This window comes from Chryseobacterium salipaludis, assembly GCF_022968825.1.
Lineage (GTDB): Bacteria > Bacteroidota > Bacteroidia > Flavobacteriales > Weeksellaceae > Kaistella > Kaistella salipaludis.
In genome coordinates this window covers 74,111-100,825 of record NZ_JALHKS010000005.1, presented here as the reverse complement: position 1 = coordinate 100,825, position 26,715 = coordinate 74,111, and the positions used below count along the sequence as shown (strand labels likewise).

General features: G+C 45.5%; 26 protein-coding genes and 1 pseudogene. 11 read left to right on the top strand and 16 right to left on the bottom strand.

Features of this window, described 5'->3' with window-relative positions; all coding sequences use genetic code 11:
* The first annotated feature begins 15 nt into the window (after nt 1-15).
* The 6 genes from rlmD to trmB all read left to right on the top strand — a co-directional run bounded on the left by rlmD (nt 16) and on the right by trmB (nt 7,468).
* Nucleotides 16-1,425, top strand: coding sequence for a 23S rRNA (uracil(1939)-C(5))-methyltransferase RlmD (gene rlmD, locus MVI27_RS09340; RefSeq protein WP_246961196.1), 1,410 nt, complete (start codon nt 16-18; stop codon nt 1,423-1,425).
* Nucleotides 1,426-1,428: 3 nt separating this feature from the next.
* A complete protein-coding gene (locus tag MVI27_RS09335) occupies nt 1,429-1,905 on the top strand; it encodes a DUF6452 family protein (RefSeq protein ID WP_246961193.1) in 477 nt (158 codons plus the stop codon).
* A complete protein-coding gene (locus MVI27_RS09330; RefSeq protein WP_246961191.1) occupies nt 1,871-2,530 on the top strand; it encodes a DUF6048 family protein in 660 nt (219 codons plus the stop codon). Before MVI27_RS09335 ends, MVI27_RS09330 begins: the two co-directional genes overlap by 35 nt.
* A 224-nt stretch (nt 2,531-2,754) precedes the next feature.
* Complete coding sequence (locus MVI27_RS09325) at nt 2,755-5,688, top strand: reprolysin-like metallopeptidase (protein ID WP_246961188.1); 2,934 nt, start codon at nt 2,755-2,757, stop codon at nt 5,686-5,688.
* 164 nt (nt 5,689-5,852) lie between these two features.
* Nucleotides 5,853-6,644, top strand: coding sequence for a hypothetical protein (locus MVI27_RS09320; protein ID WP_246961186.1), 792 nt, complete (start codon nt 5,853-5,855; stop codon nt 6,642-6,644).
* A gap of 146 nt (nt 6,645-6,790) precedes the next feature.
* Complete coding sequence (trmB, locus tag MVI27_RS09315) at nt 6,791-7,468, top strand: tRNA (guanosine(46)-N7)-methyltransferase TrmB (RefSeq protein ID WP_246961183.1); 678 nt, start codon at nt 6,791-6,793, stop codon at nt 7,466-7,468.
* A gap of 218 nt (nt 7,469-7,686) precedes the next feature.
* On the opposite strand, the gene rpsB is transcribed toward trmB, so the two are convergent.
* From rpsB to MVI27_RS09295, 4 genes are all read right to left on the bottom strand, one after another.
* Complete coding sequence (gene rpsB / locus MVI27_RS09310) at nt 7,687-8,451, bottom strand: 30S ribosomal protein S2 (protein WP_246961181.1); 765 nt, start codon at nt 8,449-8,451, stop codon at nt 7,687-7,689.
* A 198-nt stretch (nt 8,452-8,649) separates the two neighbouring features.
* Nucleotides 8,650-9,036 carry a 30S ribosomal protein S9 gene (rpsI, locus tag MVI27_RS09305; protein ID WP_246961177.1) on the bottom strand — a complete coding sequence of 129 codons (387 nt, stop codon included), beginning with the start codon at nt 9,034-9,036 and terminating at the stop codon, nt 8,650-8,652.
* A 5-nt stretch (nt 9,037-9,041) separates the two neighbouring features.
* Nucleotides 9,042-9,497 (bottom strand): 50S ribosomal protein L13, encoded by a 456-nt coding sequence (rplM, locus tag MVI27_RS09300; protein ID WP_246961424.1) that lies wholly within the window; start codon nt 9,495-9,497, stop codon nt 9,042-9,044.
* 633 nt (nt 9,498-10,130) lie between these two features.
* Complete coding sequence (locus MVI27_RS09295; RefSeq protein ID WP_246961174.1) at nt 10,131-10,463, bottom strand: hypothetical protein; 333 nt, start codon at nt 10,461-10,463, stop codon at nt 10,131-10,133.
* A 73-nt stretch (nt 10,464-10,536) separates the two neighbouring features.
* Between MVI27_RS09295 and MVI27_RS09290 the strand changes: the two genes are divergently transcribed.
* The 3 genes from MVI27_RS09290 (at nt 10,537) to MVI27_RS09280 (ending at nt 14,876) form a co-directional block, all read left to right on the top strand.
* The gene (locus MVI27_RS09290) at nt 10,537-10,920 is read left to right on the top strand and encodes a hypothetical protein (protein WP_246961171.1); all 384 of its coding nucleotides are present in this window, start codon (nt 10,537-10,539) and stop codon (nt 10,918-10,920) included.
* 18 nt (nt 10,921-10,938) lie between these two features.
* Nucleotides 10,939-11,328, top strand: coding sequence for a hypothetical protein (locus MVI27_RS09285; protein WP_246961169.1), 390 nt, complete (start codon nt 10,939-10,941; stop codon nt 11,326-11,328).
* Nucleotides 11,329-11,495: 167 nt separating this feature from the next.
* On the top strand, nt 11,496-14,876 hold the full coding sequence (locus MVI27_RS09280) for a methylmalonyl-CoA mutase family protein (protein ID WP_246961167.1): 3,381 nt from the start codon (nt 11,496-11,498) through the stop codon (nt 14,874-14,876).
* A gap of 61 nt (nt 14,877-14,937) precedes the next feature.
* Here MVI27_RS09280 and MVI27_RS09275 read toward each other — a convergent pair whose 3' ends face one another.
* Nucleotides 14,938-15,264 carry a four-helix bundle copper-binding protein gene (locus tag MVI27_RS09275; RefSeq protein ID WP_246961165.1) on the bottom strand — a complete coding sequence of 109 codons (327 nt, stop codon included), beginning with the start codon at nt 15,262-15,264 and terminating at the stop codon, nt 14,938-14,940.
* Between the two features lie 120 nt (nt 15,265-15,384).
* Here MVI27_RS09275 and ruvC point away from each other — a divergent pair, with 120 nt between their 5' ends.
* On the top strand, nt 15,385-15,936 hold the full coding sequence (gene ruvC, locus MVI27_RS09270; protein ID WP_266213256.1) for a crossover junction endodeoxyribonuclease RuvC: 552 nt from the start codon (nt 15,385-15,387) through the stop codon (nt 15,934-15,936).
* A 124-nt stretch (nt 15,937-16,060) separates the two neighbouring features.
* Complete coding sequence (locus MVI27_RS09265; protein ID WP_246961163.1) at nt 16,061-17,137, top strand: DUF4407 domain-containing protein; 1,077 nt, start codon at nt 16,061-16,063, stop codon at nt 17,135-17,137.
* Between the two features lie 51 nt (nt 17,138-17,188).
* Here MVI27_RS09265 and MVI27_RS09260 read toward each other — a convergent pair whose 3' ends face one another.
* The 11 genes and pseudogenes from MVI27_RS09260 to MVI27_RS09210 form a co-directional block, all read right to left on the bottom strand.
* Nucleotides 17,189-17,752 (bottom strand): SCO family protein, encoded by a 564-nt coding sequence (locus MVI27_RS09260; RefSeq protein WP_246961161.1) that lies wholly within the window; start codon nt 17,750-17,752, stop codon nt 17,189-17,191.
* Entirely contained in the window at nt 17,749-18,621 is an 873-nt protein-coding gene (locus tag MVI27_RS09255) for a formylglycine-generating enzyme family protein (protein ID WP_246961159.1), read from the bottom strand. The genes MVI27_RS09260 and MVI27_RS09255 overlap by 4 nt, the downstream gene beginning before the upstream one ends.
* Before the next feature lie 15 nt (nt 18,622-18,636).
* Nucleotides 18,637-19,656 (bottom strand): annotated as a pseudogene (nirK, locus tag MVI27_RS09250) (copper-containing nitrite reductase); the annotation flags it as partial.
* Between the two features lie 136 nt (nt 19,657-19,792).
* Nucleotides 19,793-20,233, bottom strand: coding sequence for a DUF6759 domain-containing protein (locus MVI27_RS09245; RefSeq protein ID WP_246961157.1), 441 nt, complete (start codon nt 20,231-20,233; stop codon nt 19,793-19,795).
* An 85-nt stretch (nt 20,234-20,318) separates the two neighbouring features.
* The gene (gene guaB / locus MVI27_RS09240) at nt 20,319-21,779 is read right to left on the bottom strand and encodes an IMP dehydrogenase (protein ID WP_246961154.1); all 1,461 of its coding nucleotides are present in this window, start codon (nt 21,777-21,779) and stop codon (nt 20,319-20,321) included.
* A gap of 105 nt (nt 21,780-21,884) precedes the next feature.
* On the bottom strand, nt 21,885-22,406 hold the full coding sequence (locus MVI27_RS09235; RefSeq protein ID WP_246961151.1) for a DUF4252 domain-containing protein: 522 nt from the start codon (nt 22,404-22,406) through the stop codon (nt 21,885-21,887).
* Nucleotides 22,407-22,415: 9 nt separating this feature from the next.
* On the bottom strand, nt 22,416-23,669 hold the full coding sequence (locus tag MVI27_RS09230) for a DUF4252 domain-containing protein (protein WP_246961147.1): 1,254 nt from the start codon (nt 23,667-23,669) through the stop codon (nt 22,416-22,418).
* Nucleotides 23,670-23,679: 10 nt separating this feature from the next.
* Nucleotides 23,680-24,315 carry a hypothetical protein gene (locus tag MVI27_RS09225; RefSeq protein ID WP_246961144.1) on the bottom strand — a complete coding sequence of 212 codons (636 nt, stop codon included), beginning with the start codon at nt 24,313-24,315 and terminating at the stop codon, nt 23,680-23,682.
* 15 nt (nt 24,316-24,330) lie between these two features.
* Nucleotides 24,331-24,843: an RNA polymerase sigma factor gene (locus MVI27_RS09220; RefSeq protein WP_246961141.1), complete on the bottom strand. Its 513-nt coding sequence runs from the start codon at nt 24,841-24,843 to the stop codon at nt 24,331-24,333.
* 118 nt (nt 24,844-24,961) lie between these two features.
* Nucleotides 24,962-25,375, bottom strand: a complete 414-nt coding sequence (locus MVI27_RS09215; RefSeq protein WP_246961139.1) for a hotdog fold thioesterase — start codon at nt 25,373-25,375, stop codon at nt 24,962-24,964.
* Nucleotides 25,376-25,435: 60 nt separating this feature from the next.
* Nucleotides 25,436-26,566 carry a 3-hydroxyacyl-CoA dehydrogenase NAD-binding domain-containing protein gene (locus MVI27_RS09210; protein WP_246961136.1) on the bottom strand — a complete coding sequence of 377 codons (1,131 nt, stop codon included), beginning with the start codon at nt 26,564-26,566 and terminating at the stop codon, nt 25,436-25,438.
* Between the last annotated feature and the right edge of the window lie 149 nt (nt 26,567-26,715).

Genomic DNA, 26,715 nt, shown 5'->3' with positions numbered 1-26,715 from the left:
CCATTAATATATTTCATGCGTAAAAAACATAAAAATAAAGTCCTCGAAAACATTACGCTTACCGGCGCAGGAGCCAAAGGTGTGGCTATCGGTAAAACGGAAGAAGGGAAAACAGTGCTGGTTTCCGGCGCGGTTCCGGGTGATGTTGTTCACGTAAGGGTTAAGAAATCCAAGTCCAATTACTTCGAAGGCGAAGCGATCGATATTGTGGAACCTTCTCCTTTCCGTGTAGCTCCGAAGTGTATTCATTTTGGTGTGTGCGGCGGTTGCAAGTGGCAAAATCTGGACTATGTCAAGCAATTGGAATTTAAACAAGACGAAGTTTATAATCACATTCGCCGTATTGGCGGTATCACTGATTTCGAAACACTTCCGATCATGGGCAGCGCCGAAACCTATTTTTACCGTAATAAAATGGAATTTTCATTCTCCAATGCGCGCTGGCTGTCGGCGGACGAAATTGCAAGCGATGCGGAGGTAGATAACCGCGATGCGCTGGGCTTCCATATTCCGGGCATGTGGAGCAAGATCCTGGATCTGAAGGAATGCTGGCTGCAGGAGGATCCGTCCAACGCCATTCGGCTGGCCGTCCGGAATTATGCCATTGCACATCAGTTGCCTTTCTTTGATGTACGTGAACACGGCGGTTTTCTCCGAACTTTAATGTTAAGGCAAAACTCAAAAGGAGAATGGATGGTGCTGTTTCAGCTCTTCCAGGAAATGGAAGCGGAGCGTATTGCTTTATTTGATCACCTGCTTTCGATCTTTCCGCAGATCAGTACGCTGCTGTACTGTATTAATTCCAAGCCGAATGATTCCATTTATGATCAGGAGATTATGGTGTATTCCGGTGAAGGCTATCTGATGGAGGAAATGGAAGGGTTGCAATTTAAAATCGGACCGAAATCCTTTTTCCAGACGAATTATAAACAAGCCCTGGAGCTGTATCGCAAAACACTGGAATTTGCCGATCTGCAGGGAAACGAAATTGTTTATGACCTGTATACCGGGACTGGTACTATTGCACAGTACGTAGCGCGGAAAGCCAAAACAGTAATTGGAATTGAATCGGTACCGGAAGCTATTGATGCTGCGCGTGAACATGCTACACTGAACGGTCTGGACAATTGCACCTTCTACTGTGGTGATATGAAAGAAGTTTTCACCGAAGAATTTCTGGCAGCGCACCCCCGACCGGATGTTTTGATTACCGATCCGCCCCGCGACGGCATGCATGCTAAGGTGGTGGAACAAATCCTGAAAGTGGCACCGGAAAAGATAGTGTATGTCAGCTGTAATTCGGCGACTCAGGCGCGTGACCTGGCATTGATGAAAGAACAATACCGCCTGGTTAAAATCCTGCCGGTGGACATGTTCCCGCAAACACACCACGTGGAAAACATTGCTCTGCTGGTTAAAATTTAAGCTATGAATTGTAAAGTTCTTCTGTCATTCTTACTGCTCTCTTTCTTGGTTTCCTGCGGCAGCGACGATGATATTTGCCTCAGTGGTGAAGCAACGCCCCGTTTGAAAATGAAATTTAAAACACAGGCAACCGGAAAATTAAAAACACTGGACTCTGTTTTCGTGAAAGTGGATTACGGAAACGGGCCCATTGCCGTGATAGCGAATAAAGTACCGACCGATTCTCTGCTGATACCCCTCCGCGTAGACGATGCACCGGCCACCAGTATATTTGTAGGCCTCTCCCGCGCCACCGTAACATCGGAGGTGAAGATAAATTATACTACATCCTCGGAGTATGTATCGCCGGCGTGCGGAATCCGTAAGATTTACAAAAATGTACTGGCAGAGGTGCCGGCACCGGCTGAGGCACGGGCTGTGGAACAATTACAAAATGAAATCACTGATGAAAATAAAACACATCTATATCTTCTTTTTTAGCTTAAGTATTGTCTCTTTGTCGGGACAGCAGCAGAAAGATTCCCTGCGCCTGTCGCCTAAATATCAACCTAATTTTTTGGTTGGCTTTGATGTGTTGAATGCGGGAATTTCTTTGTTTGCAGACAGAAAGATTTTTCAGGGTTCGGTATCGAGTGAGATCAGGTCAAAAATGTATGCGAACCTCGTTGCCGGTTTTGAAAATAACACATATCAGAAAAACGGCTATGATGCGGTGGCTAATGGCCCCTTTATAAAATTGGGCGGCACCTATATGCTCGCCCACGATGCTGAAAATACGCGGAACGGCTTTTTCGCCGGTGCGCGCGTAGCCGGAAGTTTTTACACCCAGGAATATAAAGCTGTTCCTATCCGTGGTTTTAGCGGCGCCTCGGCCAGTCAGGCATTTCCTTCCTCGACTCAGAGTTCCTACTGGGCAGAAGCTGTAGTAGGTGGCCGGATTCAACTGTTTGAATCTCCTTTTTATATCGAAGTCACGGGTGAACCGCGTTATCTTCTTTTCACAACAAAACAAGAAGATATTGTTCCGATGATTGTGCCGGGTTTTGGAAAAAGTTCTGCTAAATTTAATATGGGTTTTAGCTGGTCAATATCATATTTGTTCTGAAGTAAAAGAACTCTCATTAAAACAGCAAAAATTATAAAATTAAAAGTTAATAAAATACACGGCATTATATAATCGGGTGTTATATGCTTTTTAATCAGAATTATAAGCAGTATTTATTTCCATTAAATGTAAATTAAAAGACAAATCTTCTTCGGATTTGTCTTTTTTATTTTGGGGGATGACAAAAAAAATTTACATTTGAGTAATATTAATCCAAAATTATTATGAAGAAAATTTTTACTTCTTTACTCCTGCTCAGTATGGGTACCGCAGCGCTCGCGCAGTGGAGCCCTACGCAGATGCACGGAGAGAGAATCCGCGCGACCTCCAATGTGAAGAAATTCTACACTCTGGACTTGCAGAAACTTCGTGCAGACCTGGCCAAGGCAGAGCCTACCGGCCGTAATGCCAAGGCCGTTGAAATCTCACTTCCGACGCTGGATGGCAAGGTAGAGCGGTTTGCAGTGTACAGCGCACCGGTGGTGGTGAAATCACTGGCAGACCGCTATCAGCTGGGCTCGTATGTAGGTGTGGGTATTGATGATCCCACCGCCTCTGTGCGCTTCAGTGTGGCACCAAATGATTTCCAGTCGATGATGTTCCGCAATGGTGCCTATGAGTTTATCGAACCACAGGATCACAACAAGACGGTGTATGGTGTTCATCCTAAAACCAATAAGTCTGAAGCAGATAAGGCGTTCGTTTGCTCCACTTCAGAAGCGCCGCTGACCAAACAGCAGATTGATAAAATGTATATGTCCGGGCAGTCCTTCGGGAAAAACAATCTGGATGTAAACAAAAGCTCAGACCAGAAGTACCGCACCATGCGGCTGGCCATGTCGGTAACCGGTGAATATACGCAGTATTTCGGCGGGGTTGAAGGAGCTATGACACAGATTAACGCAACGCTTACTCGCTGTAACGGCGTTTTCGAAAAAGATTTTGCTTTACATTTGATTTTGCAGGATTTCCCGCAGCTTATCTACACAGATCCGGCTAGTGATCCTTACTCACCTGCTTCCTCCGGCGCGGGTGGCAGCTGGAATCTCGAACTTCAGCGTAACCTGACCAACACCATTGGAAGTGCCGCTTATGATATTGGGCACTTGTTTGGTGCCACCGGCGGCGGTGGAAATGCGGGCTGTATCGGTTGTGTTTGTGTAGACCCGGTAACCAGCAGCAGCAAGGCAAAAGGATCAGCCTTTACTTCACCGGCCGACGGTATCCCGATGGGCGATAACTTCGATATCGATTATGTAGCACACGAAATCGGTCACCAGCTGGGTGCAAATCACACATTCTCCATGAGCCTGGAAGGTACAGGTCAAAATGTGGAACCGGGTTCAGGGTCTACTGTCATGTCGTATGCAGGAATTACCGGCGCAACCGATGTACAGCCACACTCCGATGGATATTTCCATATCAACTCCATTATCCAGGTGCAGAATAATCTGAACAGCAAAACCTGTGATATTGAAACAGCGGTTGCCAATACACCACCGGAAATCACACCCATGCTGGATGTTTCTATTCCTAAGGGAACGGCCTTTGTGCTGACTGCGCAGGTCACCGACGCGGAAAATGATGCCTTAACTTATAACTGGGAGCAGGTGGATAATGCCTCCGTTACCATTTCGAAAGCAAACTTAGGGAACACGACCAGTGGCGCCAGTTTCCGCTCGATGATGCCATCTAACAGTCCGACAAGATACTTCCCGCGACTCTCCAGTGTGCTGGCCGGGAAACTTTCAGATCCTGCCAACTGGGAAGCGGTTTCTTCTGTAGCAAGAACATCTACGTTCCGGATTACCGTTCGTGATAACAATGCAGATCCAAAACAACAGCAGACCCAGCAGGCGTTGCAAAAAGTAACCGTGGTGAACAGTGATCCGTTTAAGGTGACCAATACCAAAGTTTACAATAATGCTCCAAGCGCTGTTAACTGGAATGTGGTAGGAACAGATCAGGCACCGTTTAATGTGCAAAACGTAAAAATTGATTATACCACCGATGAAGGGGCTACCTGGACAGTACTGAAAGCATCAACACCAAATGATGGCACGGAAGATGTAGATTTTTCTACATTTGCTGCTGATACACAGTTGAAATTGCGGGTATCTGCGATCGGCAACGTATTTTATGCTGTAGCTCCGGTTATCGTTTCCAAAATCGTTTCCTGCGATGGATCTGCACCGGTTGGCTTAACGGCTACAACGGTACAAATTGAGTCTGCTGTAGTGGTATGGGATCCGGTTCTGGATGCTACTTATAAACTGAGATACAAGAAGGCTTCTGAATCTTCCTGGACTGAAGTAGACCTGTCTGCAACTACCTACACGCTGGAAAACCTGGAAGAAGGTACCGCTTATGTAGTAGAAGTAGCAGCTGTTTGTACCGGAACCGTAGGTGCCTATGCTTCACTTGAGTTTACTACCAAAGGTCTGGAGTATTGTACACTTGTTTCCGGCAGTGCCAAAGACGAATTTATTAAACGGGTTCAGATCACAGCACAGGGTGCAGCCGGCGGCGACAGTGGTGAGACGGGTGCTACTACATATACTGATTATTCAGGTGATACCAATAAGGTTATGATGCTTGCTAAAGGAACCACCGAAAATACAATTACGGTAACTAAAGCTTGGACAAGCACTCAATATAACGAGGGAGTAACTGCGTGGATTGACTTTAACAGAAACGGAATTTATGAAGCAAATGAGTTAGTTATGTCAACTACGGCAAATAAAGAAACTCCTGTAACAGCGACATTCACAGTTCCGGAAGATGCGTACACCGGCGATAAACCACTGGGTATGCGCGTAGCACTGCGATTTAATGCAGCACAGACCAACCCTTGCGGAACATTTAGCTACGGCGAAGTAGAAGATTACGCTGTGATGATTTCCTCTACGCTTGGTGTAAATGACCAAGTGAAAAACAGTGGAATTTCTGTATATCCGAACCCTGCAGTGGATGTGCTGAATGTAACCAAAGTTTCTGACAGAGCTACCTATACCATCTATAACATGGCCGGACAGGCAGTTGCCAAAGGTAATGTTGCAGATAACAAAGTACAGGTATCCAAATTGCAGAAAGGTGTTTATATCATCTCCGTAGACAATAACGGTGAAACTGCCAAAGTGAAGTTTATCAAAAAATAACACTTTGATTACTAAACTAAGCGAATCCCCGGTCAAATGATCGGGGATTTTTTTATATCCTTTTGTCGCTTAATAAACTGCCGCATATTTTAACCAAAGTTTAACCTTTAGCCGCGGCACAGATCTATCTGTTTCCCTGAAAAAAGAAGTATTTTGCAGACTCTATGAAAAGATCACTTTTGCTGCTGGCTTTCCTGCTGACACACTTTTTAAAAGCGCAGTTTTTCTCCGGTGAAATAATACTGCGCGATAAATCCGTGTATTATCTTAATCAGGTGTATGTAACCAACATCACGTCGCATAAAACCGTATATACAGATTATTTCGGAACCTTTAAAATTCCTGCAAAACCGGGAGATATTATCCGGTTCACTTCTATTGTGACGGACCGCCGCGATGTGCAGGTAACCGCTGAGCAATTGCAGAACCCCAATAATATTATTGAACTGAAAGTAGCGTATTACGATATTCAGGAAGTAGTCATCAGTAAATTTAAGCCCACCGGCAATTTGCGTCAGGACGTGAGCCAGCTTAAAAGCGGTGAAAAGAAAATGGCTTTGCAAAAGAAGATCGGTCTGCCGGAACCCAAAGGAAATGGTTTGCCGCCCGAACTGCCGGTAGCCGGCTTCTCCGGCGGCGGGCTCACTTTTAACCTGGAAAGCATTTATGACATGATTTCTGGTGAACGGAAGAAGAAAGAGCGCGCCCGCCAATACGAACAGATGACCACGACGATCGAAAATATTAAAAAGTATTACGGTGTGCCGTATTTCACTTCACTCAAAATCCCGGAAAATTTAATTGATAATTTTCTGCAGTTCGTGTACACCTCTGAGAATTTATCACCCGCACTCACTTCCGGCAACTATGAACTGGCCGGCCCCATTATGGAAAAATATCTGCCGATTTACCAGCGCAGATTGCGGAATTCCAGCCTGATGCAGGAGCCAAAATAAATGTTCTCATTACAATAACACGGAAAACTTTATATTTGCCAACCTTTGACTAATAAGATATAGCCATTAAGCGGAAATTTGTCGCTTTTGAGGTTAAATCTAAATAATGTTACAATCTTAAAATATTATCAACAACTTTCTTCTGTATGGGTAAAAATAAACTGGCGCGTTTCGCCGAAAATAAAACGCTTCCCAATGTGTTTCAGCCAACGCGTGAAGAAGCGCTGCAAGAATTTCATCTGAAAGGCAAATGGCGTGATGGGGTTTTTAAAAACAACCATCCTATTGTGCTGGAACTGGGTTGCGGAAAAGGAGAATATTCGGTTGGTCTGGCCAAAGCTTTTCCGGAAAAGAATTTCATCGGTGTGGACATCAAGGGCGCGCGCTTTTGGTTTGGTGCCAAAGAAGCCATTGAAACCGGCCTGCATAATGTTGCGTTCCTCCGGACCCAGATTGAGCTGATTGACCGCTTTTTTGCCGCGGGTGAGGTGGATGAAATCTGGATCACTTTCCCGGACCCGCAAATCAAATACCGCCGTACGAAACACCGCTTAACCCATCCTGATTTTCTGGAGCGATATAAAAAAATTCTGAAACCGGAAGGCATTGTGCATCTGAAAACCGATTCCGAATTTTTGCATGGATACACCCTTGGATTGTTGCAGGGAATGGGTCAGGAAATCATCTCCGCGCATCATGACATATACGGTGCACCTGAGTATGATCCGGATACGCCTTTGCTGCGCGAAATTAAAACCTATTATGAAGGTTTATTTGAAGCAAAAGGGAAGACGATTACATACATTAAATTCCGAATACATTAATAAAGATTAAAGGCGAACTGTAATGGTTGGCTTTTCTTATTTTAATAAAACAGTGGCATGCTTTGCAGTGAAAGTTTCCGGCTTTCGTATTACAAAGCTTAAAGTTTCTGCGTAATTACACTGCGCTTTTCCAACTTAAAATCAAGTCCAGTCGCAAGCGTATTGAAAACAAAAAGACCCGAATCACTTCGGGTCTTCTGTGTATGATAAGAAATTTCTTATGCTTCAGTGTTGAAATCTGCATCTGCATCGGCAGATACTTTTTCACCTTCTTCTTTAGATCTTTCTTTTTCAGCTTTTCTTTGAGAAAGGCCTTCTTTGATTGAGTCAGAAACTACGCTCAGCAGCATGTCGATAGACTTGGAAGCATCGTCGTTTCCTGGGATCACATAATCCACTTTGCGTGGGTCAGAGTTCGTATCCACGATAGCGAATACAGGGATTCCCAGTTTCTTAGCTTCAGTTACGGCGATGTGTTCACGCATGATGTCTACTACGAAAATCGCAGAAGGAAGACGAACCATGTCAGCGATGGAACCTAAGTTTTTCTCCAGGTTTGCACGCTGGCGGTCTACCTGAAGTCTTTCTTTTTTCGATAAAGTTTCGAAAGTTCCGTCTTTCTTCATTTTATCGATGTGGTTCATCTTCTTCACAGCCTTACGGATGGTAACGAAGTTCGTCAGCATACCGCCCGGCCATCTTTCAGTAATATAAGGCATATTTAGTTCCGCAGCGTGCTTAGCCACTACTTCTTTCGCCTGCTTTTTGGTAGCTACGAAAAGAACTTTTTTGCCGGCAGAAGTGATTTTTTCCAGAGCGGAGCAAGCTTCGTCCAGTTTCACTGCTGTTTTATGTAAGTCGATAATGTGAATACCGTTTTTCTCCATAAAAATGTATGGAGCCATGTTCGGGTTCCACTTGCGGGTCATGTGACCGAAGTGTACGCCTGCCTCTAAAAGGTCTTTAACATTTGCTTTTGCCATGTCGCTTTTTTGTTTTTAGTTTACGTTCCGCTTTTTCGCAATCAACTCGTCTTTAGATGGGAGAAGAGTTTGGGTGCTAAACTAAACGGGGCATAGGTTGCTTTTGGCTTCTTGCTTTTGGCAATCAGCGTCCAGCGGTTAGTTAAATTGAATTTCCTAAGAAAAGCTAAAAGCCATAAGCCAATAGCCATTCGCCGATTAACGTTTCGAGAACTGGAATCTCTTTCTTGCTTTCTTCTGGCCTGGTTTCTTACGCTCTACCATTCTGGCATCTCTGGTAAGAAGTCCGTGTGGCTTCAGCATGCCGCGGAACTCTTCGTTGATTTCGCACATTGCGCGGGAAATCCCCAAGCGGATCGCTTCTGCCTGACCGGTAATACCGCCACCGAAAACGTTTACTGTTACGTCATACTGCCCGGCAGTTTCCGTAAGCAGGAAAGGCTGGTTTACTTTGTACACCAGTACATCTGTCCCGAAGTACTCCTTCGCATCTTTCCCGTTGATGGTGATGTTGCCGGAACCCGGACGCACATACACTCTGGCAACAGAGGTTTTTCTTCTTCCGATTTTATGAACTATGGACATAGGAATTATTTAAATTCGTTAATATTAATTTCTTTTGGCTGCTGTGCTTCGTGCTTGTGCTCAGTCCCTTCATACAGATAAAGGTTTTTGAACAGCTGCGTTCCCAGCTTGTTCTTTGGAAGCATTCCTTTTACGGATTTTTCCAACACTTTCAGGGAGTCTTTTTTCTGAAGCTCCAGCGCCGTCATCGACTTCTGACCACCAGGATATCCTGTATGCCAGATGTACGTCTTGTCTGCCCACTTGTTTCCGGAAAGGGTTACTTTCCCAGCATTCAACACGATTACGTTATCACCACAATCTGCATGCGGCGTAAAGTTCGTCTTGTGCTTACCTCTCAAAATCTTTGCAACCTTCGAAGCCAGTCGGCCCAGAGGCTGTCCTTCAGCGTCTACCACAACCCATTCTTTATTAGCGGTAGCTTTGTTAGCTGAAACGGTTTTGTAACTTAATGTATTCACACTTTTTCGTTTACGATTAAACATAATTTTCCCCAAAACGGGTGTGCAAAGGTAAGGATTTTTTTTAATTTATGGAAAATAATTTCCAATTGCGTACGGCAGTGATTCTGCGCAGCAGGCGTGGTCATCCACTATTTTAAATCGGAATGAAAGCAAGCCGTTTTTTTTGATGATTATTTGGGGCGATCCCGTCCACTGCCTTTCCCTGCGCTTCGGGCCGGGCTTTTCGTTGCAATTCCTCGGCCTGCCGTTCCGGACAGCCCTGCGGGATTTCCACTGCAATCCCTATCGCGGTGCTCGTTTAGTTGTGAAGTGAGTGAATAATGAATAATTGAGACGTGAGTAATTGAGTAGAAAGTGATTGATAGCTGCTTGAATGATGGGCTGGTTAGATATAAGGGAAGTTTAGCTGCGTGTTCCAATAACGGACGCTTAGAGAACAACTTGTCAGTTTCAAAAGGAATAAATGTTAACCAAATAAGCCTTGGAGGTTTGTATTGATACAGCTATGAAAAATTTAAATATTCATTTTCTGAAATTATAGTTAGCCGTCGAATGCTGCTTGCAGGCAGTCTATACTCAAACGCTCAACCACTCAAATATTCAATTACTCAAAAACTCCGCCACCACTCACTACCTCCGCATCGACTTACTCGGCCGGAAACTCGCCAGCAGATAATACACCACAAACACCATCGAGAATTTAATCACTGATGGCACGGCCAGCTCCAGACTGAAAATAAGGGCGCCCAGTCCCAGCAGTGCGGCCATTGCCAGGAGTGAATATCCCAGTTTTTGCGGCAAAGTAAATTTCAAATCGTCCAGCAGATAGGCTGTTCCCCAAGCCAGGCCGAACGCAAAGCCATAATATAAGTGCAGTTCCCAGCCCTGGCTGCCCAGAAAAAGCCAGTTCAGCAAAAAACTCAGTGCCGTGCCGGCCAGTGTATAAAGAAGTGCGCGCTGCATAATTTCAGAATTTAGCGCAAAAGTAACCATTTACCGCTGAAACTTCTTATCTTCGGTTGCAAGTACAAAATACATGAAACATAACTTATTCTTCCTTCTTCTCCTTTCCTGTTGCGCCACGCTTATTTCCTGCGAAGGACTGCTCGATAACTATTTTGAGCGCAAAGAAGAACAGAATTATGTTTCAACCTATCAAGGCGTGTACAAAGGAACCTATAGCGGGGACGAGGCGGGCTCCCTCATCATTGAAATTTCAAAAAACGGTGCAGCGACCATTAGCAGAACCAACGCCAGTTTCACCGAGACCGCCGATTATTCCGGTAGAGTTTGGGATGATGGCTCACTGCAATCGGTCGTCTTTCAATCCGGGTTTCGGCTGTACGGCAATTTACATCAGCTGTCCGGTACCTGGCAATACAACAGCTGGAGTGGCACCTGGACTCTGAAAAAACAATAATCTTATCAGATCCCTGCTTTGAAAAAACTATTTAAAATTTACCTTCTTCTGCTCACAGGTTGGGCCTTATGGTCTTGCGATTTTCTAAGTTCGCGCTTTGACCTTGAAAAGGAAAAGCAGGCGCAGGAAAACTATCAGTCTCCTTATATGGGAAAATGGACCGGTACGTATACCGGTGATGGTGCCGGAACGCTCGTTTTCAATGTTTTCAAAAGCGGCAATGTGGAAGTAACCCGCACCGCCGGCGGAAGCACGGATTTGTTTTACGTCAAAGTAGGCGATGGCGGCGCTATTTACAACACACCCTCGCCCAACTCAGGTTTCATTCTTTACGGAAACCTGGCACAAAAAACCGGTACCTGGAAAATGGGCGACTGGACAGGAAGCTGGTCTGTAACGAAACGTTGATTTTTTTAAATAAGTGTTTGTGCTACGTGGAGGGTTCTTATCGCTATGGCTAATGAATTTTAGTTGCTATCGTTGAAGCTAATTAAAGCCTTTTCTTTACCGGAAAGGCTTTCTTTCTTCCAAAATTTCAAAAAATGGTATCTTTGGGAACTTTCGAAAATTACCGTATGGAACCTCAAAAATATACACCCAAACATAAAGTCCGTGTCGTCACGGCAGCTTCACTTTTCGATGGCCACGATGCCGCCATCAATATTATGCGCCGCATGATCCAGGCTACCGGAGCTGAAGTTATTCACCTCGGCCATGATAAATCTGCCCAGGAAGTGGTGGACTGCGCCATCCAGGAAGATGCCAATGCCATTGCGCTGACATCCTATCAGGGCGGCCACACTGAGTATTTTAAATACATTTATGACCTGCTGCGCGAAAAAGGAGCACCCCAGATTAAAATTTTCGGTGGCGGCGGTGGCGTTATCCTGCCCGAGGAAATCAAAGAATTGATGGACTACGGAATCGACCGTATCTATTCCCCGGATGATGGCCGTGAAATGGGCCTGCAGGGAATGATTAACGATTTGGTGCAGCGTTCGGACTTTGCTACCGGCGAACATATTACCGCCGCAGACCTGGACAAGATTCAGTTTGAATACAGTAAATCCATTGCGGAAGTAATTTCTGCCGTGGAAAACTTCTCCGATGAGCGCCCGGATTTGGTAGAAGCCATCGCTGAAAAAGCAAAATATATTCATATCCCGATTATCGGGATAACCGGTACCGGTGGTGCAGGTAAATCCTCGCTGACTGATGAACTCGTTCGACGTTTCCTGCGTGCAAACCCGGACCAGAAAATTGCCATTATTTCCGTGGACCCCTCTAAGAAGAAAACCGGAGGTGCCCTACTGGGTGACCGCATCCGCATGAATTCGATCCACGATTCCCGCGTGTATATGCGTTCCATGGCGACCCGGGAAAATAATGTTTCTGTTTCGCCTTATATCCATTCAGCACTGGATATTTTAAAGCTGGCGCATCCCGATCTCATTATTCTGGAAACATCAGGCATCGGCCAGAGCGGTTCCGAAATCACCGAAATCGCTGATGTCTCGATGTACGTGATGACACCGGAATACGGCGCTTCCACGCAGCTCGAGAAAATCGATATGCTGGACTATGCTGATCTGATTGCTTTAAATAAATCCGATAAGCGCGGCGCACTCGATGCGTTGCAGGCTGTGCGCAAAACGTACCAGCGCAATCATGTGGCCTTTGAGCAGAAACTGGAAGAAATGCCGGTGTTCGCGACCAAAGCCAGCCAGTTTAATGATTGGGGCACCACCGAGCTGTACAATGCACTCATCCGCAAGGTGAACGAAAGACTCCGGGAAAAAGATGGCGATACCGCCGCCAGCTTTCGGGAATTTGTAGAGCATAATGTTTCCGACGACAGTACCGTAATTCCGCCCAAGCGTGTACGCTACCTTTCCGAAATTGTGGAAAGCAACCATGCCTACGATCAGCAGGTGAAAGAACAGGCGGAAACTGCGCGCAAATTATATCAGCTGGAGGGCATCCGCCAATTGCTGGCAGACCATGATCATGTTCAGCAGGCTCTGCAGTCTGCTTATGAAGAAACGCGCAAGGAATTATCTGAAGAGAATAGTTCGTTCTTGGAAAACTGGAACAGCTTTACCGAGGAAATGGCAGCCGATTCCTTTTCTTATTTTGTGCGCGGCAAGGAAATTAAAGTGGAAACCAAATATGAATCACTTTCTCACCTGAAAATCCCAAAGATCGCGTTGCCGAAATTTAAAGATTGGGGTGACCTGATTCGCTGGAAAGGACAGGAAAATGTGCCCGGACAGTTTCCGTACACGGCCGGACTTTTTCCTTTTAAAAGAACAGGAGAGGACCCTACCCGAATGTTTGCCGGTGAAGGTGGACCCGAAAGAACCAACCGCCGTTTCCATTATGTGTCTGCGGATATGGATGCCAAGCGCTTATCGACAGCGTTTGACTCCGTGACGCTGTACGGCCAGGATCCTGCCTTGCCACCGGATATTTACGGTAAAATCGGAAATGCCGGTGTTTCAATTGCGACACTGGATGATGCTAAGAAATTGTACTCCGGTTTTGACCTGGTGAATGCCATGACTTCGGTTTCAATGACCATCAACGGTCCGGCACCGATGCTGCTGGCCTTCTTCATGAACGCGGCGATTGATCAGAATGTGGAAAAATACCTGACTGAACATAACCTTTGGGATAACGTCGAGAAAATTCTTAAAGCAAAATATGACGACCAGGACTTGCGAAGACCAGTATATTCCGGCGAGCTTCCGAAGGGAAATAACGGACTGGGTTTAAAATTACTCGGTCTCACCGGTGACGAAGTGGTGGAAGCTGATGTTTATAATAAAATTAAAGCAGAAACAATTGCCACGGTGCGCGGAACGGTGCAGGCGGATATCTTAAAAGAAGACCAGGCACAAAACACCTGTATTTTTTCCACGGAGTTTGCCCTGCGTCTGATGGGGGATGTGCAGCAGTATTTCATTGACCAGAAAGTGCGGAATTTCTATTCGGTTTCCATCTCGGGGTATCACATTGCCGAAGCAGGTGCCAATCCGATTACGCAGCTGGCTTTCACACTGGCAAATGGTTTCACATATGTGGAATACTATCTGAGCCGCGGCATGGATATCAATGACTTTGCGCCTAACCTTTCCTTTTTCTTCTCAAACGGTGTTGATCCCGAATATGCGGTCATCGGCCGGGTGGCCAGAAAGATTTGGGCCAAAGCCATGAAGTTTAAATACAATGCCAACGAACGGAGCCAGATGCTGAAGTATCATATCCAGACATCCGGACGTTCGCTGCACGCGCAGGAAATTGATTTCAACGACATCCGCACCACGCTGCAGGCCTTGTATGCTATTTACGATAACTGTAACTCTCTCCATACCAATGCGTATGACGAAGCTATTACGACGCCGACGGAAGATTCCGTACGTCGCGCCATGGCCATCCAGCTCATCATTAATAAGGAGTTAGGCTTGGCGAAAAATGAAAATCCTCTGCAGGGATCCTTTATCATCGAAGAATTAACCGACCTCGTTGAAGAAGCGGTATATGCCGAATTTGACCGGATCACCGAACGAGGCGGCGTGCTCGGTTCCATGGAAACCATGTATCAGCGCTCGAAAATTCAGGAAGAAAGTATGCATTATGAAATGCTGAAGCATACGGGCGAATATCCGATTATCGGCGTGAATACCTTCCTCGGGAAAGATGGTTCACCCACCGTGCTGCCGGGTGAGGTAATTCGTTCCACTGATGAAGAGAAACAGCAACAAATTAAAAACCTGAAAAACTTCCAACAGGCGCATGCAGACCGCAGCGAGGAAATGCTGCAGCAACTGCAGACGGCGGCCATCAACCAACAAAACCTTTTCGAGGTTATGATGGAAGCAGTAAAATTCTGCTCGCTGGGGCAGATTACCACCGCACTGTTTGAAGTGGGAGGGAAGTACAGAAGGAATATGTAAGTTTTAAATCTAAACCTTCAAGGTTTCAAAACCTTGAAGGTTTCTTTTTTAAACAAAACAATTAAGCCGCCAGTTCCCCGCAGGCATCCGCACATTTGCGGCAGGCTTCCATACAGCGGCGGCAATGATCGTGCATATCGGCGTGTTTCGCGCATTCCTGTTCACATTCACGGCAAATCCGAATACAGACCTGAATTAAATCGCTGATGTTCGTGTATCCAGAAACTACCAGCTGATGAACGGTTGTACAGACTGCCGCGCACGCACGATCCGTCCGGATACATTCTTTCATCATCGATACGTTTTCTTCATCCAGGCAGGCATCCGCACAATAATTACACGCGGCGATGCATTCCGCGAGGGTCTGCACCAAAGTTTGATTATTCATAATTCTTATTTTAAAATTTGTATTGTACTGTGTGATGCAAATACTGCAAGCACTGCGCCAGCCGGAATTTTGGTTTTTCGGGAGTGAAGTCATCTGTCGGGAAAGCTGTAAATTTGCAGCGTGACAGAAAAAATTATTTTGGGTATTGACCCGGGGACAACGGTGATGGGGTTTGGGTTGATCTCGGTGCAGGGCAGCAAAATGGATTTGCTGTCGATACATGAGCTGATCCTTAAGAAATATCCGAACCACGAAACGAAACTGAAATATATCTTCGAGCGAACCTTATCCTTAATTGATGAATTTCATCCGGATGAAGTAGCGCTGGAAGCACCCTTTTACGGTAAAAATGTGCAGTCCATGCTGAAGCTGGGGCGGGCGCAGGGTGTGGCGATGGCGGCTTCCTTATACCGGGATGTGCCTATTACTGAATACTCGCCCAAGAAGATTAAAATGGCCATTACCGGAAACGGAAATGCCAGCAAGGAACAGGTGGCCGGGATGCTGAAAACACTTTTAAATTTAAAGGAATTTCCCACTAAGTACCTGGATGCCTCCGATGGTTTGGCAGTGGCGGTTTGTCATCACTTTAATTCGGGTAACGCCCTTACCGATAAAAGCTATACGGGCTGGGACAGTTTCTTAAAACAGAATCCGGACCGGCTGCGGTAATTTTACAACAGAAATTTAATGAACTCATTTTAAAAATACCTTTATAAGAGTGCTGATCCTTGTAAAACCAAATACTATCCGTAACATTGTTGCGTTTATGAAGACATATTGTATTTAAAACTTTATGAAAAATAATATAAAAGAACATTCACCTGCTGATATACGCCCAAATGCCTTGCAGCATTTCCTGCTGACTTGCTCCGGCAGCAATGTGCATCAGTTACGCAAAGCACCCACCGAATGGAATAAGTTTTCCGGTATCGGCGGCGTTATTTTATTCACGGCAGTCTTTGCAGCTTTATCCGCCGGATATGCCATGTTTACGGTATTTGATGATGCCTGGATTTCAGTAGCGTTTGCTGTTCTGTGGGGTTTAATGATTTTTAATCTCGATCGCTATATCGTCTCGTCGATGAAAAAAACCGGCGCCTGGTGGCAACAATTGCTTATGGCTTTACCGCGGCTGATCCTGGCAGGTTTTCTGGGAGTAATTATCTCGAAGCCGCTGGAGTTAAAAATATTTGAAAAGGAAGTCAACAAACAGTTGAATACCATTATCCAGCGGAATAAAGCACAGTTGCAGAAGGAGATGAACGGCCGCATTCTGCAGCAATCCACTCCTTTCGCAAATGAAAAGCAGACCATACAGACCAAAATTGCAGATTATCAGAAATCCTATGACTCTGCTGCTGTGGAACTGGAGAAAGAAATTTTGGGAAAGGAGAGCGGCTTGACCAGTGGCAAAGTAGGGTATGGTCCGAATGCCAAACGAAAAGCCGAGCTGAAAGAACAGCGGCGCGCGGATCTGGAAAATTATCAGAAGCAAATAGCTCCGCGATTAAACTATCTGGATCAGGAAGTGGCAAAAGTATATTCCAATGTGGAGAAAGAGAGAGAAAAAACCGATACTGCCGAGGATCGTTTTACCGGATTTGCCGCTCGGTTACAGGCTCTGGATGAGTTAGGTGAAAATTCAGCAGTCATCGCAGTAGCAGCCAGTTTCATCATGGGTTTGTTCATCTGTCTTGAAATTGCACCTGTACTGGTCAAGCTGATTTCCTCAGCCGGGCCATATGATTACCTTCTGGAAAATACCGAGTCGGGCTACCGGCAGTATGCGGCTGAAAAAATCCGGAAGCGCGATTTAGTAACAGAGCACCGGATCCGGCAGCTGGAAAAAGAGTTAGAAGAAAAACCATAAAAAACTACCGCCGAATGGGCGGTAGTTATCTTCAAATTTAAATCTCACCCGTTAGGGCAGTTGGTTGACCGTAGCGGCAACTTCTTCATCTTTTACTGTTCCTTCTGCCTGGCTGACCATTTCGCCCTGCTTGTTAAAGACCGTAATAATATTCGAGTGTGAGAACACAATCGGTGTAATCTGTTTATACTTCGTGGCCAGCACATTCGCCAGTTCACGGGTATCTTCCGCATTGCTCCGAAGCAATTTCCAGGAACCGTCGGTAAGATTGTTTTTCTGTGCATACGCTTTCAAAACTTCGGGCGTATCATTTTCCGGATCCACAGATACCAGAATAAAGTCGGTATCCTTTTGATGCTTCTTATCCAATTTTGCTTTGACCTGTTGCATATCCTTAACCAGGAGTGGGCAGGCGGTTTCGCAGCGTGTAAAAATCATCGTAACCACCAGGTTTTTTCCTTTCAGGTCCCGTAGTTTTAGGGTTTTTCCGTCCTGATTCTGCCAGTTGGATTCCAGCAAGAAGATGGATTCTTCCAGCGGCTTTTCTTCCTGTTTATTTTCCTGGACACATCCTGTCAGCAAGATCAGGAACATCCAGACTATTATATTTTTCATTTTTCTAAGGTTGAGAGGTTTCTCGCGCACCTGAAGCCCAGATTGCCCACGGTATAATTTGCTTTAAGGCTCGCCCGGAAAGCGTATCGCATATACGAGGCATAGTTTAGAACATCAGTCGTCGTCGTGGCCGCCGCGGCGCAGAATAAGCCTTTGTCATCAAACTCGGCGGTGCGTGAATCGCTGGTCGTCATGATGGAATTAAAATCTTCTGTCCATTCCCAGACCAGGTCAAACATATTGTACACTCCCCAGTAATTGGGTGCAGATTCCTTCACCGGATGCAACTGGCGGTTTTTCTGATTGTACAGATTAACCAGGTGCGAAGAATACGTTGGTTTCTCACGGGCGTTGGGCACTTCTTCATCCGCCATGGCAACATATTCCCATTCATCCAGCGTTGGTAATCTTTTGCCGGCACTCTTGGCATATGCTTTCGCCGCGTACCAGGAAACAAAGGTTACGGCCGCATTCGGGTCGGCATCTTTTGGTAAGGTTTCGTCGTCCTGCCAGTCTTTCAGATACGTGTCATCAGCAAAAACAGATTTCACATTGCTGCGCCTCCACTGCGGATTCAGTTTAACGAATTCCAGAAATTCGGCATTAGTCACCGGTCTTTCATCCAGCAGAAAATCATCGACTTCCTCCAGTATGCCATTCTCTCCGTAAAACGGCTGGTATTTGCCACCTTTGATGATCACCATTTTAACCGTAGGCGTGATGGGCGCCAGTCCTGTAACCGGACTTCTTTTAACTGGTTTTTCCGGTGTGGCGGGTGCTTCACAGGCGATTGCTAAAAATAAACTGCCGCCCAGCACCAGCATGATCAGGCGTTGTACGGCAGTTTTTATGAAATGTGCGTTAGTCAATTACTGAACTTTATTATAAACTTTCGGATTCTTTTCACCGGTCACTTTCAGTTTACCGATCGCTCCTTTGTTGAATGCGCGGAAAATCGAGTGGTCCACGAGGATGTATTCTCCCGGTTCATCCACTTTAAACTCTACAATCGCTGCACCTCCGGCAGGAATCACCGTTGTTTGTACGTTTTCATTGATTTTAGATCCTCCTTCTACATATACTTTATCGAAGATTTCACCAATCACATGGAAAGAAGATACCAAGTTCGGTCCGCCGTTTCCTACATACAGTCTCACGGTTTCACCTACTTTGGCTTCCAGAGCCTCAGGGCCCATCAGTGCATTCTTTTTACCGTTAAAGACTACATACGTCGGATTTTCATCCACACCTTTGTCCTGATCAAATTCCTGAAGTCCTTTCTCATCGGTTTTTCCTTTGGTGTAGAACTCACCCTGCATGATGTAGTACTCGCGGTCTACTTTCGGCAAGCCTCCTTCCGGCTCTACCAGGATCAGCCCATACATTCCGTTCGCGATGTGCATGGGAACCGGTGCAGCGGCACAGTGATATACATACAAGCCGGGGTTTAATGCTTTAAAATTAAAGATCGCAGTTTTGCCGGGCGCCACGTTGGTTGCTTCGGCACCACCGCCGGGACCGTTCACCGCGTGCAGGTCAATATTGTGTGGCATTACACTGTTGCTTGCATTTTTCAGGTGAAGTTCCACTTCATCACCCACGCGTACACGGATGAATGTTCCCGGAACTGTACTGTTGAAAGTCCAGAATTTATAAGTTACCCCATCTGCCAGTGTTCCTTCTTCCTCCGTAGATTCCAGATGTACAATTACTTTTTTTGCAGCGCGGTCGCCGATTGCGGCAGGCACCATTGGGGGTTTCAGGATTTCGTGCTTCAAAGCGTCGCCGCTCACCTGGATGCTCATCGGGTCGTTACCGGACTTTGTGGTAGCATCTGTGTTGTTTTCTTTACATGCCTGCAATCCGAGAAGGCCAAGTGCCAGGATAAATGCTGTTTTTTTCATTGTGATATTTTTTCTGTTTTTCAATAGGACAAAGTTATCCGAATTAAAAGCTGTTTCAAAATTTAAACGTATGAGTTAAATCACTGTTTGAAGTTTTAACTTTTGAATAATTTATCTCGCATCAATTGTTTATTTATTAATGATCTGATAAAATTAAAATTAAAGGTTCCGTAATCTCTTTCTCCGCCAGATAATGCGCCTGGCAAATTCTTGAGGAAAGCTGATAGTACCCCTTTTCAATAACAAACTGATTTTTGGATTGTGCCGGGATGGGCAAACTGTAAATAAACTGATCAGTGCTGCGCTTCATCCGCAGAATCATGGGGCAGAAAGATTTGTTTTCAATCACAGCTGCGGTTCGGGGTTCGCGTGCATCAGGTTCATTTAAAAGATAGGTGAGCACTTCTGCGGTCACCTGTTTTTTATTAATCCTGTCTTTTTCCATCAGCCTGTCAAATTCTGACATTCCGGTTACAGGTGCTGTAGGAGCAGGACTGCCGGCCGGCCGCCGAACCACCTGATACTGCTCAGTACAGGAGAAGATAACCAGAACAAATAAGGGCCAGAATTTTTTCATAAAATTGTAAAGATACAAATTTTGAGAAGCAACAAAAGCTGCAACATTTGTTACAGCTTTAGAACAATACGGTTTAAAAAGTCTTTTAAAGAGAATAATTGGGCGCTTCCTGGGTGATGATCACATCATGCGGATGCGACTCCTTCAGGCCGCTGCCGGTAATCATAACCATTTTGCCGTCGTTTTGCAGTGTAGGAATATCAGGCGTTCCGCAATAGCCCATTCCCGCGCGGATACCACCGGTCAGCTGGAAGACCACATCTTCCAATTTTCCCTTATGCGGCACACGGCCTTCGATCCCTTCGGGTACAAATTTTTTGGCTTCACTTTGAAAATAGCGCTCCTTGCCGCCACGTTTCATGGCAGAAAGTGAACCCATTCCCTGATAAGATTTAAAGGTGCGCCCCTGGAAGATAATTTCCTCGCCCGGTGCCTCATCCGTGCCGGCTAAAAGAGAACCCAGCATCACCGCACTTGCACCGGAAGCCAGCGCTTTCACAATATCACCAGAGAGTTTAATCCCGCCATCCGCAATCACGGCTACATTTTTCGTCTTCGCATAATCAAAGACGTTGTAGATCGCTGAAAGCTGCGGTACGCCCACACCTGCTACGACACGGGTAGTACAGATAGAACCGGGACCAACACCTACTTTCAATACATTGGCGCCGGCTTCAATCAGATCCTTGGCAGCCTCTGCCGTTACGATATTTCCGCCCACAATATCCAGTTCCGGGAAGTTGCTTCGGATTTCTGCAATTTTCAGCAGCACGCCTTTGGAATGGCCATGCGCCGAATCAATCGCAATAATATCCACGCCGGCATTTACCAGTGCCGTAACACGATCCAGTGTATCTTCGCCCACGCCCACACCGGCGCCGACCATCAGCCGACCGTTACCGTCTTTATTAGCGTTGGGATATTCCGTCTGATTGTCAATATCCTTAATGGTAATCAACCCAACAAGTTTGAAATCCTTATCGACAATCGGCAGTTTTTCTACCCGGTTTTTAAGCAGAATTTCTTTGGCTTCCTCCAGCGTAGTTTCACGATCAGAAGTAATCAAGTCTTCGCGGGTCATCAGTTCTTCCACTTTTCCGTCCAGATTTTCCTGATACTTCACATCGCGGTTGGTGATAATGCCGATGAGTTTCTGGTCGTCATCCACGACCGGCAATCCTGATATTTTATAATGCGCCATCAGTTCTTTGGCTTCCGCCAGCGTGTGGTCTTTGGACAGCGTAACCGGATCGGAGATCATTCCGTTTTCAGAACGTTTCACACGGTACACCTGTGAAGCCTGCTCCTCGATGGTCATGTTTTTATGAATGAAACCCAGGCCGCCAACACGCGCCAAGGCAATAGCCATTTCAGCTTCGGTTACGGTATCCATCGCAGCGGAGACAACCGGAACATTCAACGTGATTTTATCGGAAAGGCGTGATTTGAGGGAAACCTGATTCGGCAGGACTTCGGAGTAAGAGGGAATGAGCAGAACGTCATCGAAAGTGATGGCCGTTTCCACTATTTTGTTGTGAATAGACATCTTTACTTTCTTTGCGAAATTAAGCTTTTTTTAATTAAAATAAAAAAGAATGCAGTTTTATTAACGAAAATTTAATCAGTACGACCTTATAGGGTGATACAGTATTTAGTTTATTTTAAACTTAACACTGTTTCTTTCGGACAGATTAATCATCTCCGAAATATCATCCGCTGTAAATTTACCACTGACATCTATGTAAACTGTCTTGTCTTCACTGCGCACCGTCAGGAACATTTTGCGAACCTTTTCGTTTTCCTGTCTCGCCTGAATGGTGATGGTTTCCGTATCTTTTTTAATTGTCATCCACTCTTCGAACTGACGTGCGGAGAGATAGTTATTAAAGTCCCGGTTCATTTGCGTGCTCGCGTTATTAACGGCCATGACGCGGACACCCGTGATTTTGCTCGTTATATTTTTAGCCTCAGCATAACTAAATCCTTCATCGCGGAGTGCCTGCCGTGCGATTGCCCGGGCCACCAGCATCGGAACTTTAATGGTTACAAAGTCAGCAGTAGGATAGGCATCCCGGTTTTCTTTAAAATATTCCATCTTCGGCTGGCGGGATATCATGCAGGATTGCAGCGCAAACACCAGTACAAGCGTTAGGAGAACGATAACTTTTTTCATAGCGGAAGATTAAAATGATTTCACAGAACCACCGCTGGTCTGGCGGATGTCATTTTTACTCAGGTTTGCTGCGCGGTAGCGGATGCTGGCACCGGAACCAGCGTTGGCTTTCAGATTTTGTGTGGCATGTATTTTCAGGGAAGCACCGGAAGAGGCCTCCGCCGTGAGCGACTGCGCTTGCAGATCCTGAGCATTTACGGATGAAGCACTGGAAATGTCGAAGCTGGCAGATGATGCTTTCCCGGTCAGGGTTAAAGACGCGCCGCTGGTACTGGTAATATCAAGGGACTTTGTTTTAATATTAACCCGGGAACTGGACCCCGAAGTTGTACTCACCTTTGAATGGTTGCTGATGTTTAAATCCGCATTAAAATTAGCACCCGAGCTAATGTTGCCGGTAAAATCCGTTTCGCTGACCTCGTTAGCAGTGTAAAACTGCGCTCCGGAGGATAAGTCCACACTTTTTAGATGCGGTGCCTCTATGGTGACCTGCAGTTTCTTGAACTTCAAATTTTTATTATTGGCTTTCCTGATGCCAAGCATCAGAATACCATCCTTTACTTCCGTCTGCACATATTGCTGCAGATCACCATCGGCTTCCACCACCACAGTTTGCCGGTTTCCCTGGGTAAAGTTTACCTTGATTCCCGAAGAAGCACTGATGCCGGCAAAAGGCCCGACATTCCGGACTTGGGTAATAACCTCGCCGCGCGTGCCAGCTGGTTCCTTTGTTTTTGAGTTGGCCGTTACCTGTTCCTGGTTCACAAGTTTATTAACATCGTTCACAGAGATTTGGCCATCTAGCATCATCAGAACTGTGTTATCATCGGCATTGATGCTGAGTAAAAGATCATTTAAAATTCCGTTTTTAGCTTCACCGGACAGGAATTTTATTTTGTTTTCCTTGCTGTTGACCGTCATCAGTTCATCGTAATTCAGATCCTTTAATGCTGCGGTGATGTCGGATTGGATTTTAGGAACCAGGCTGGTTTGCAGTGCAGAACTCGTTTTGTTTTCCGGTTTTTCAATGACCAGGATTTTAATTCCGTTAATTTTCGTCAGCAGCGGTTTAATCTGGTTCAGTTCCGCGTCCGCAATGTTGAGGTTGCTCAGCATGCTAAACATGGGTTTGGCGATCTTAATAGAGGTAACGCCTTCTGTTTCCTGGTATTTATCAAAAATCTGGTTGAGTTTTTCTTTTTGTGCACTCAGCTGGAAGAATTGCGAAAACACGAGGGTTAGTATTATAAATAGCTTTTTCATGGTAGTAAAATTAGTCGTTATCAAAATCAGATATTGCAGCAGTGTGGGCTACCGTTTTCGCCACTTTATCCGATAAAATTCTGATAGAAAATTTTGCAAGATCGATCGCTTCCTGCTCGTTTTCTACTTTTTGCCCGTTGATGATAACATAACCGGCCTGATATCCGGGCTGATTGCTGTTATTTTCTTTATTGTTTAGATGCGCATAGCGCGGTTTTGATTCCTTACGGATACGTCCGCGGCGCGGCAGAATCTGATCCATGATCCGGTCAGTATTCACTTCCTCTGCCGTCATGGTGGAGTCGGCCTGAATACTGTCCCGGCGCACAACGGCTGTGTCCGCTGTTTGCAAAGCCAATCTGTTTTCCCGGAAAAACTGTTCTTTATTTTTCAGAATTTCCTGTTGTACTAGAGTGTCTTTGTGTGAAGCATCCGGCTGTTTTTCTATTGAAATATAAAGTCCAAATGAAATTAACAATACAATCCCGGCGGCTGCCCAAAGCCAGGTCGGTTTTTTCTTTGGTGTTACCGGAACTAATGGTGTTTCTTTTTCAGTTGTATTCAGAAAGTCATCAAAGTCCCAGTTCATCTGTTCTTCTTTGAGACTGGCAAGCGTTTCTTTATATAGTGTGTCTGACTTTTTCATTGCATAAAATTTAAATTACATATGCTCCACGGCACGATTCTCAAAATGCATGAGCTGCTCAATCTGCAGTTTCACTTTTTGCCGTGCACGCATCAGGTTGCTACGTACGGCATTGGCTTCCATATCCAAAATCGCAGAAATCTCCGGCACGTCCATTTCTTCCACATCTTTCAGATGGATAACCGCCCGCTGCTTTTCGGGAAGCTGATTGATGAAGCCCAGAATATGCTCGCGAAGATTGTTGGCTTCTGTGTAATAATGATGTGACTGGCTTTTATGAAGACTGGCAAACCCCAGTTTTATATCGTGATGTTTCAACCGGTTCAGGCATTCATTTTTTACTGCCCTCAGCACGTAGGATTTCAGGCTGGTAAGCTGACTCAGTTCTTCTTTTTTCTGCCAGAATTTCAGCATCAGATCCTGCACAATATCCTGCGCTTCATCGCTGCTCAGCACAAATCTTTTCGCAAAGCGATACATCTCATCCTTGAGACAAAATACCGTTTCTTTAAAAGTTTGCTGAGTCATACGCCGGGTTCTGATAGTAAGACAATGAAGATGCAGCTTTTGTTACATATAAAACAAAAAAACTCCGGAAATGATTCCGAAGTCTTGTTTTGTTATGGAATTTTAGCGTAAAAAACGTTTACAGATCAGTCACTTTCCTTCCAATCTTATAAACAGTTCCGCGGAATGAAGCGATGAGCACTTCTTCCTGATTTCGAACGGTGATATCATACACGGCGGTTTTGCGCGTATCAGCCACCAGGATACTTTCTGCAGTTAAGATTTCGCCTGCCCGCACTGCTTTGCAAAAGTTAATCGTGCAGGTCAGCGCCACGGCTGCTTCATTGGTATTATTGCTCGAAAAAGCCAGCGCCGAATCTGCCAAAGCAAAAGTAATCCCGCCGTGCACAGTTTTCAGCCCGTTAATCATATCGTTTTTAACCGGCATTTGGATTTTGCAGTATTTCTCGCGAACATTCAGCAGTTCAATGTCCATCCACTGGGAAAAGAAATCCTGACTGAGCATATATTGGGCGGTTTCGAGCGGTGTCATATTTTAATTTGAAGATAAGTTAATTTGAAAATCTGGGTTTTTTTACAATGCTACATTTAATTACATTCTCGCGAGCAGCGGGCTTTGGCGGTAGCGCTCTTCCTGATATTCGTTGTGAAGTTTTGTAAGTGTCTCAGAAATTTTGTCATATCCCAGGTCATATCCCCACTGCAAAAGACCTTTCGGATAATTCACGCCTTTCTGCATGGCCAACTCCAGATCCTCGTCATTGGCGATGCCCAGGCGCTTGGCTTCCACGGCTTCATTAATGAGCATGGAAATAATTCGCATGAAAATTTCCTGGTATAATTCCTGATTTGTTTCTGGCTGCGGTTTTTCCGCGCCGTCCGCATAATCATAAAATCCGCGTCCGGTTTTTCTCCCCAGCAAACGTGCTTCGCTCATTCGCTGTTGCAGAAGGCTGGGTTTGTATTTAGGGTCATAAAAATAATCGGCATACACGGTTTTGGTGACCGCAAAATTCACATCAATGCCGATGAGGTCCATCAGTTCAAACGGTCCCATTTTAAAATTTCCCAGGCTGCGCATCGCCTCATCAATCTGTTCCGGTGTGGCAATATTTTCTTCCGCAAGACGCAGTGCTTCACCATAAAACGGACGGGCAATCCGGTTCACAATAAAGCCGGGAACATCCTTCGCGATCACAGGCGTTTTTCCCCACGATTGCATCAGTTCATAAAGTTTTTGTGGCAACTGTTGATCCGTTAAAAGTCCCGGAATAATTTCCACCAGCGGCATCAGCGGGGCCGGATTAAAGAAATGAATGCCCACAAAACGCTCCGGATGTTTTAAGCCTGCGGACAAGGAGGTAATGGAAATAGAGGAGGTGTTGGTGCCGATAATACAGTCCTCGCGGACGACCGCTTCCAGATTTTCAAACGTCTGGCTTTTAATTTCCTTGTTTTCAATAATGGCTTCGATTACTAAGTCGCACGCACCGAATGCCTGCAAATCAGGACAGGCCTGAATTTTCGACAGGATATCGGTCTTTTTATCGTCGCTGATTTTTTGTTTTTCCACCAGGCGGGTCAGCACTTTTTCCAGTCCGGCAATTGCTTTTTGAGTTTGCGCTGTATTGGTGTCATATATAAAGACTTCGCAACCGGAAGTGGCAGCGACCTGCGCAATGCCTATTCCCATGGTGCCGGAGCCGATGATTCCTATGTTCATTTATTTAATTTAAAAATGGGTTAATTTGATGATTTGAAAATGAGTTAATTTGATAGTGTGACTGTTTTGAAGATTTGCTCCGGTTGAGGTTGCTGATTTAAATATCTGATTAACGAGCGAGAACCGTTTTTGAGGGAACAGCTGCTCCT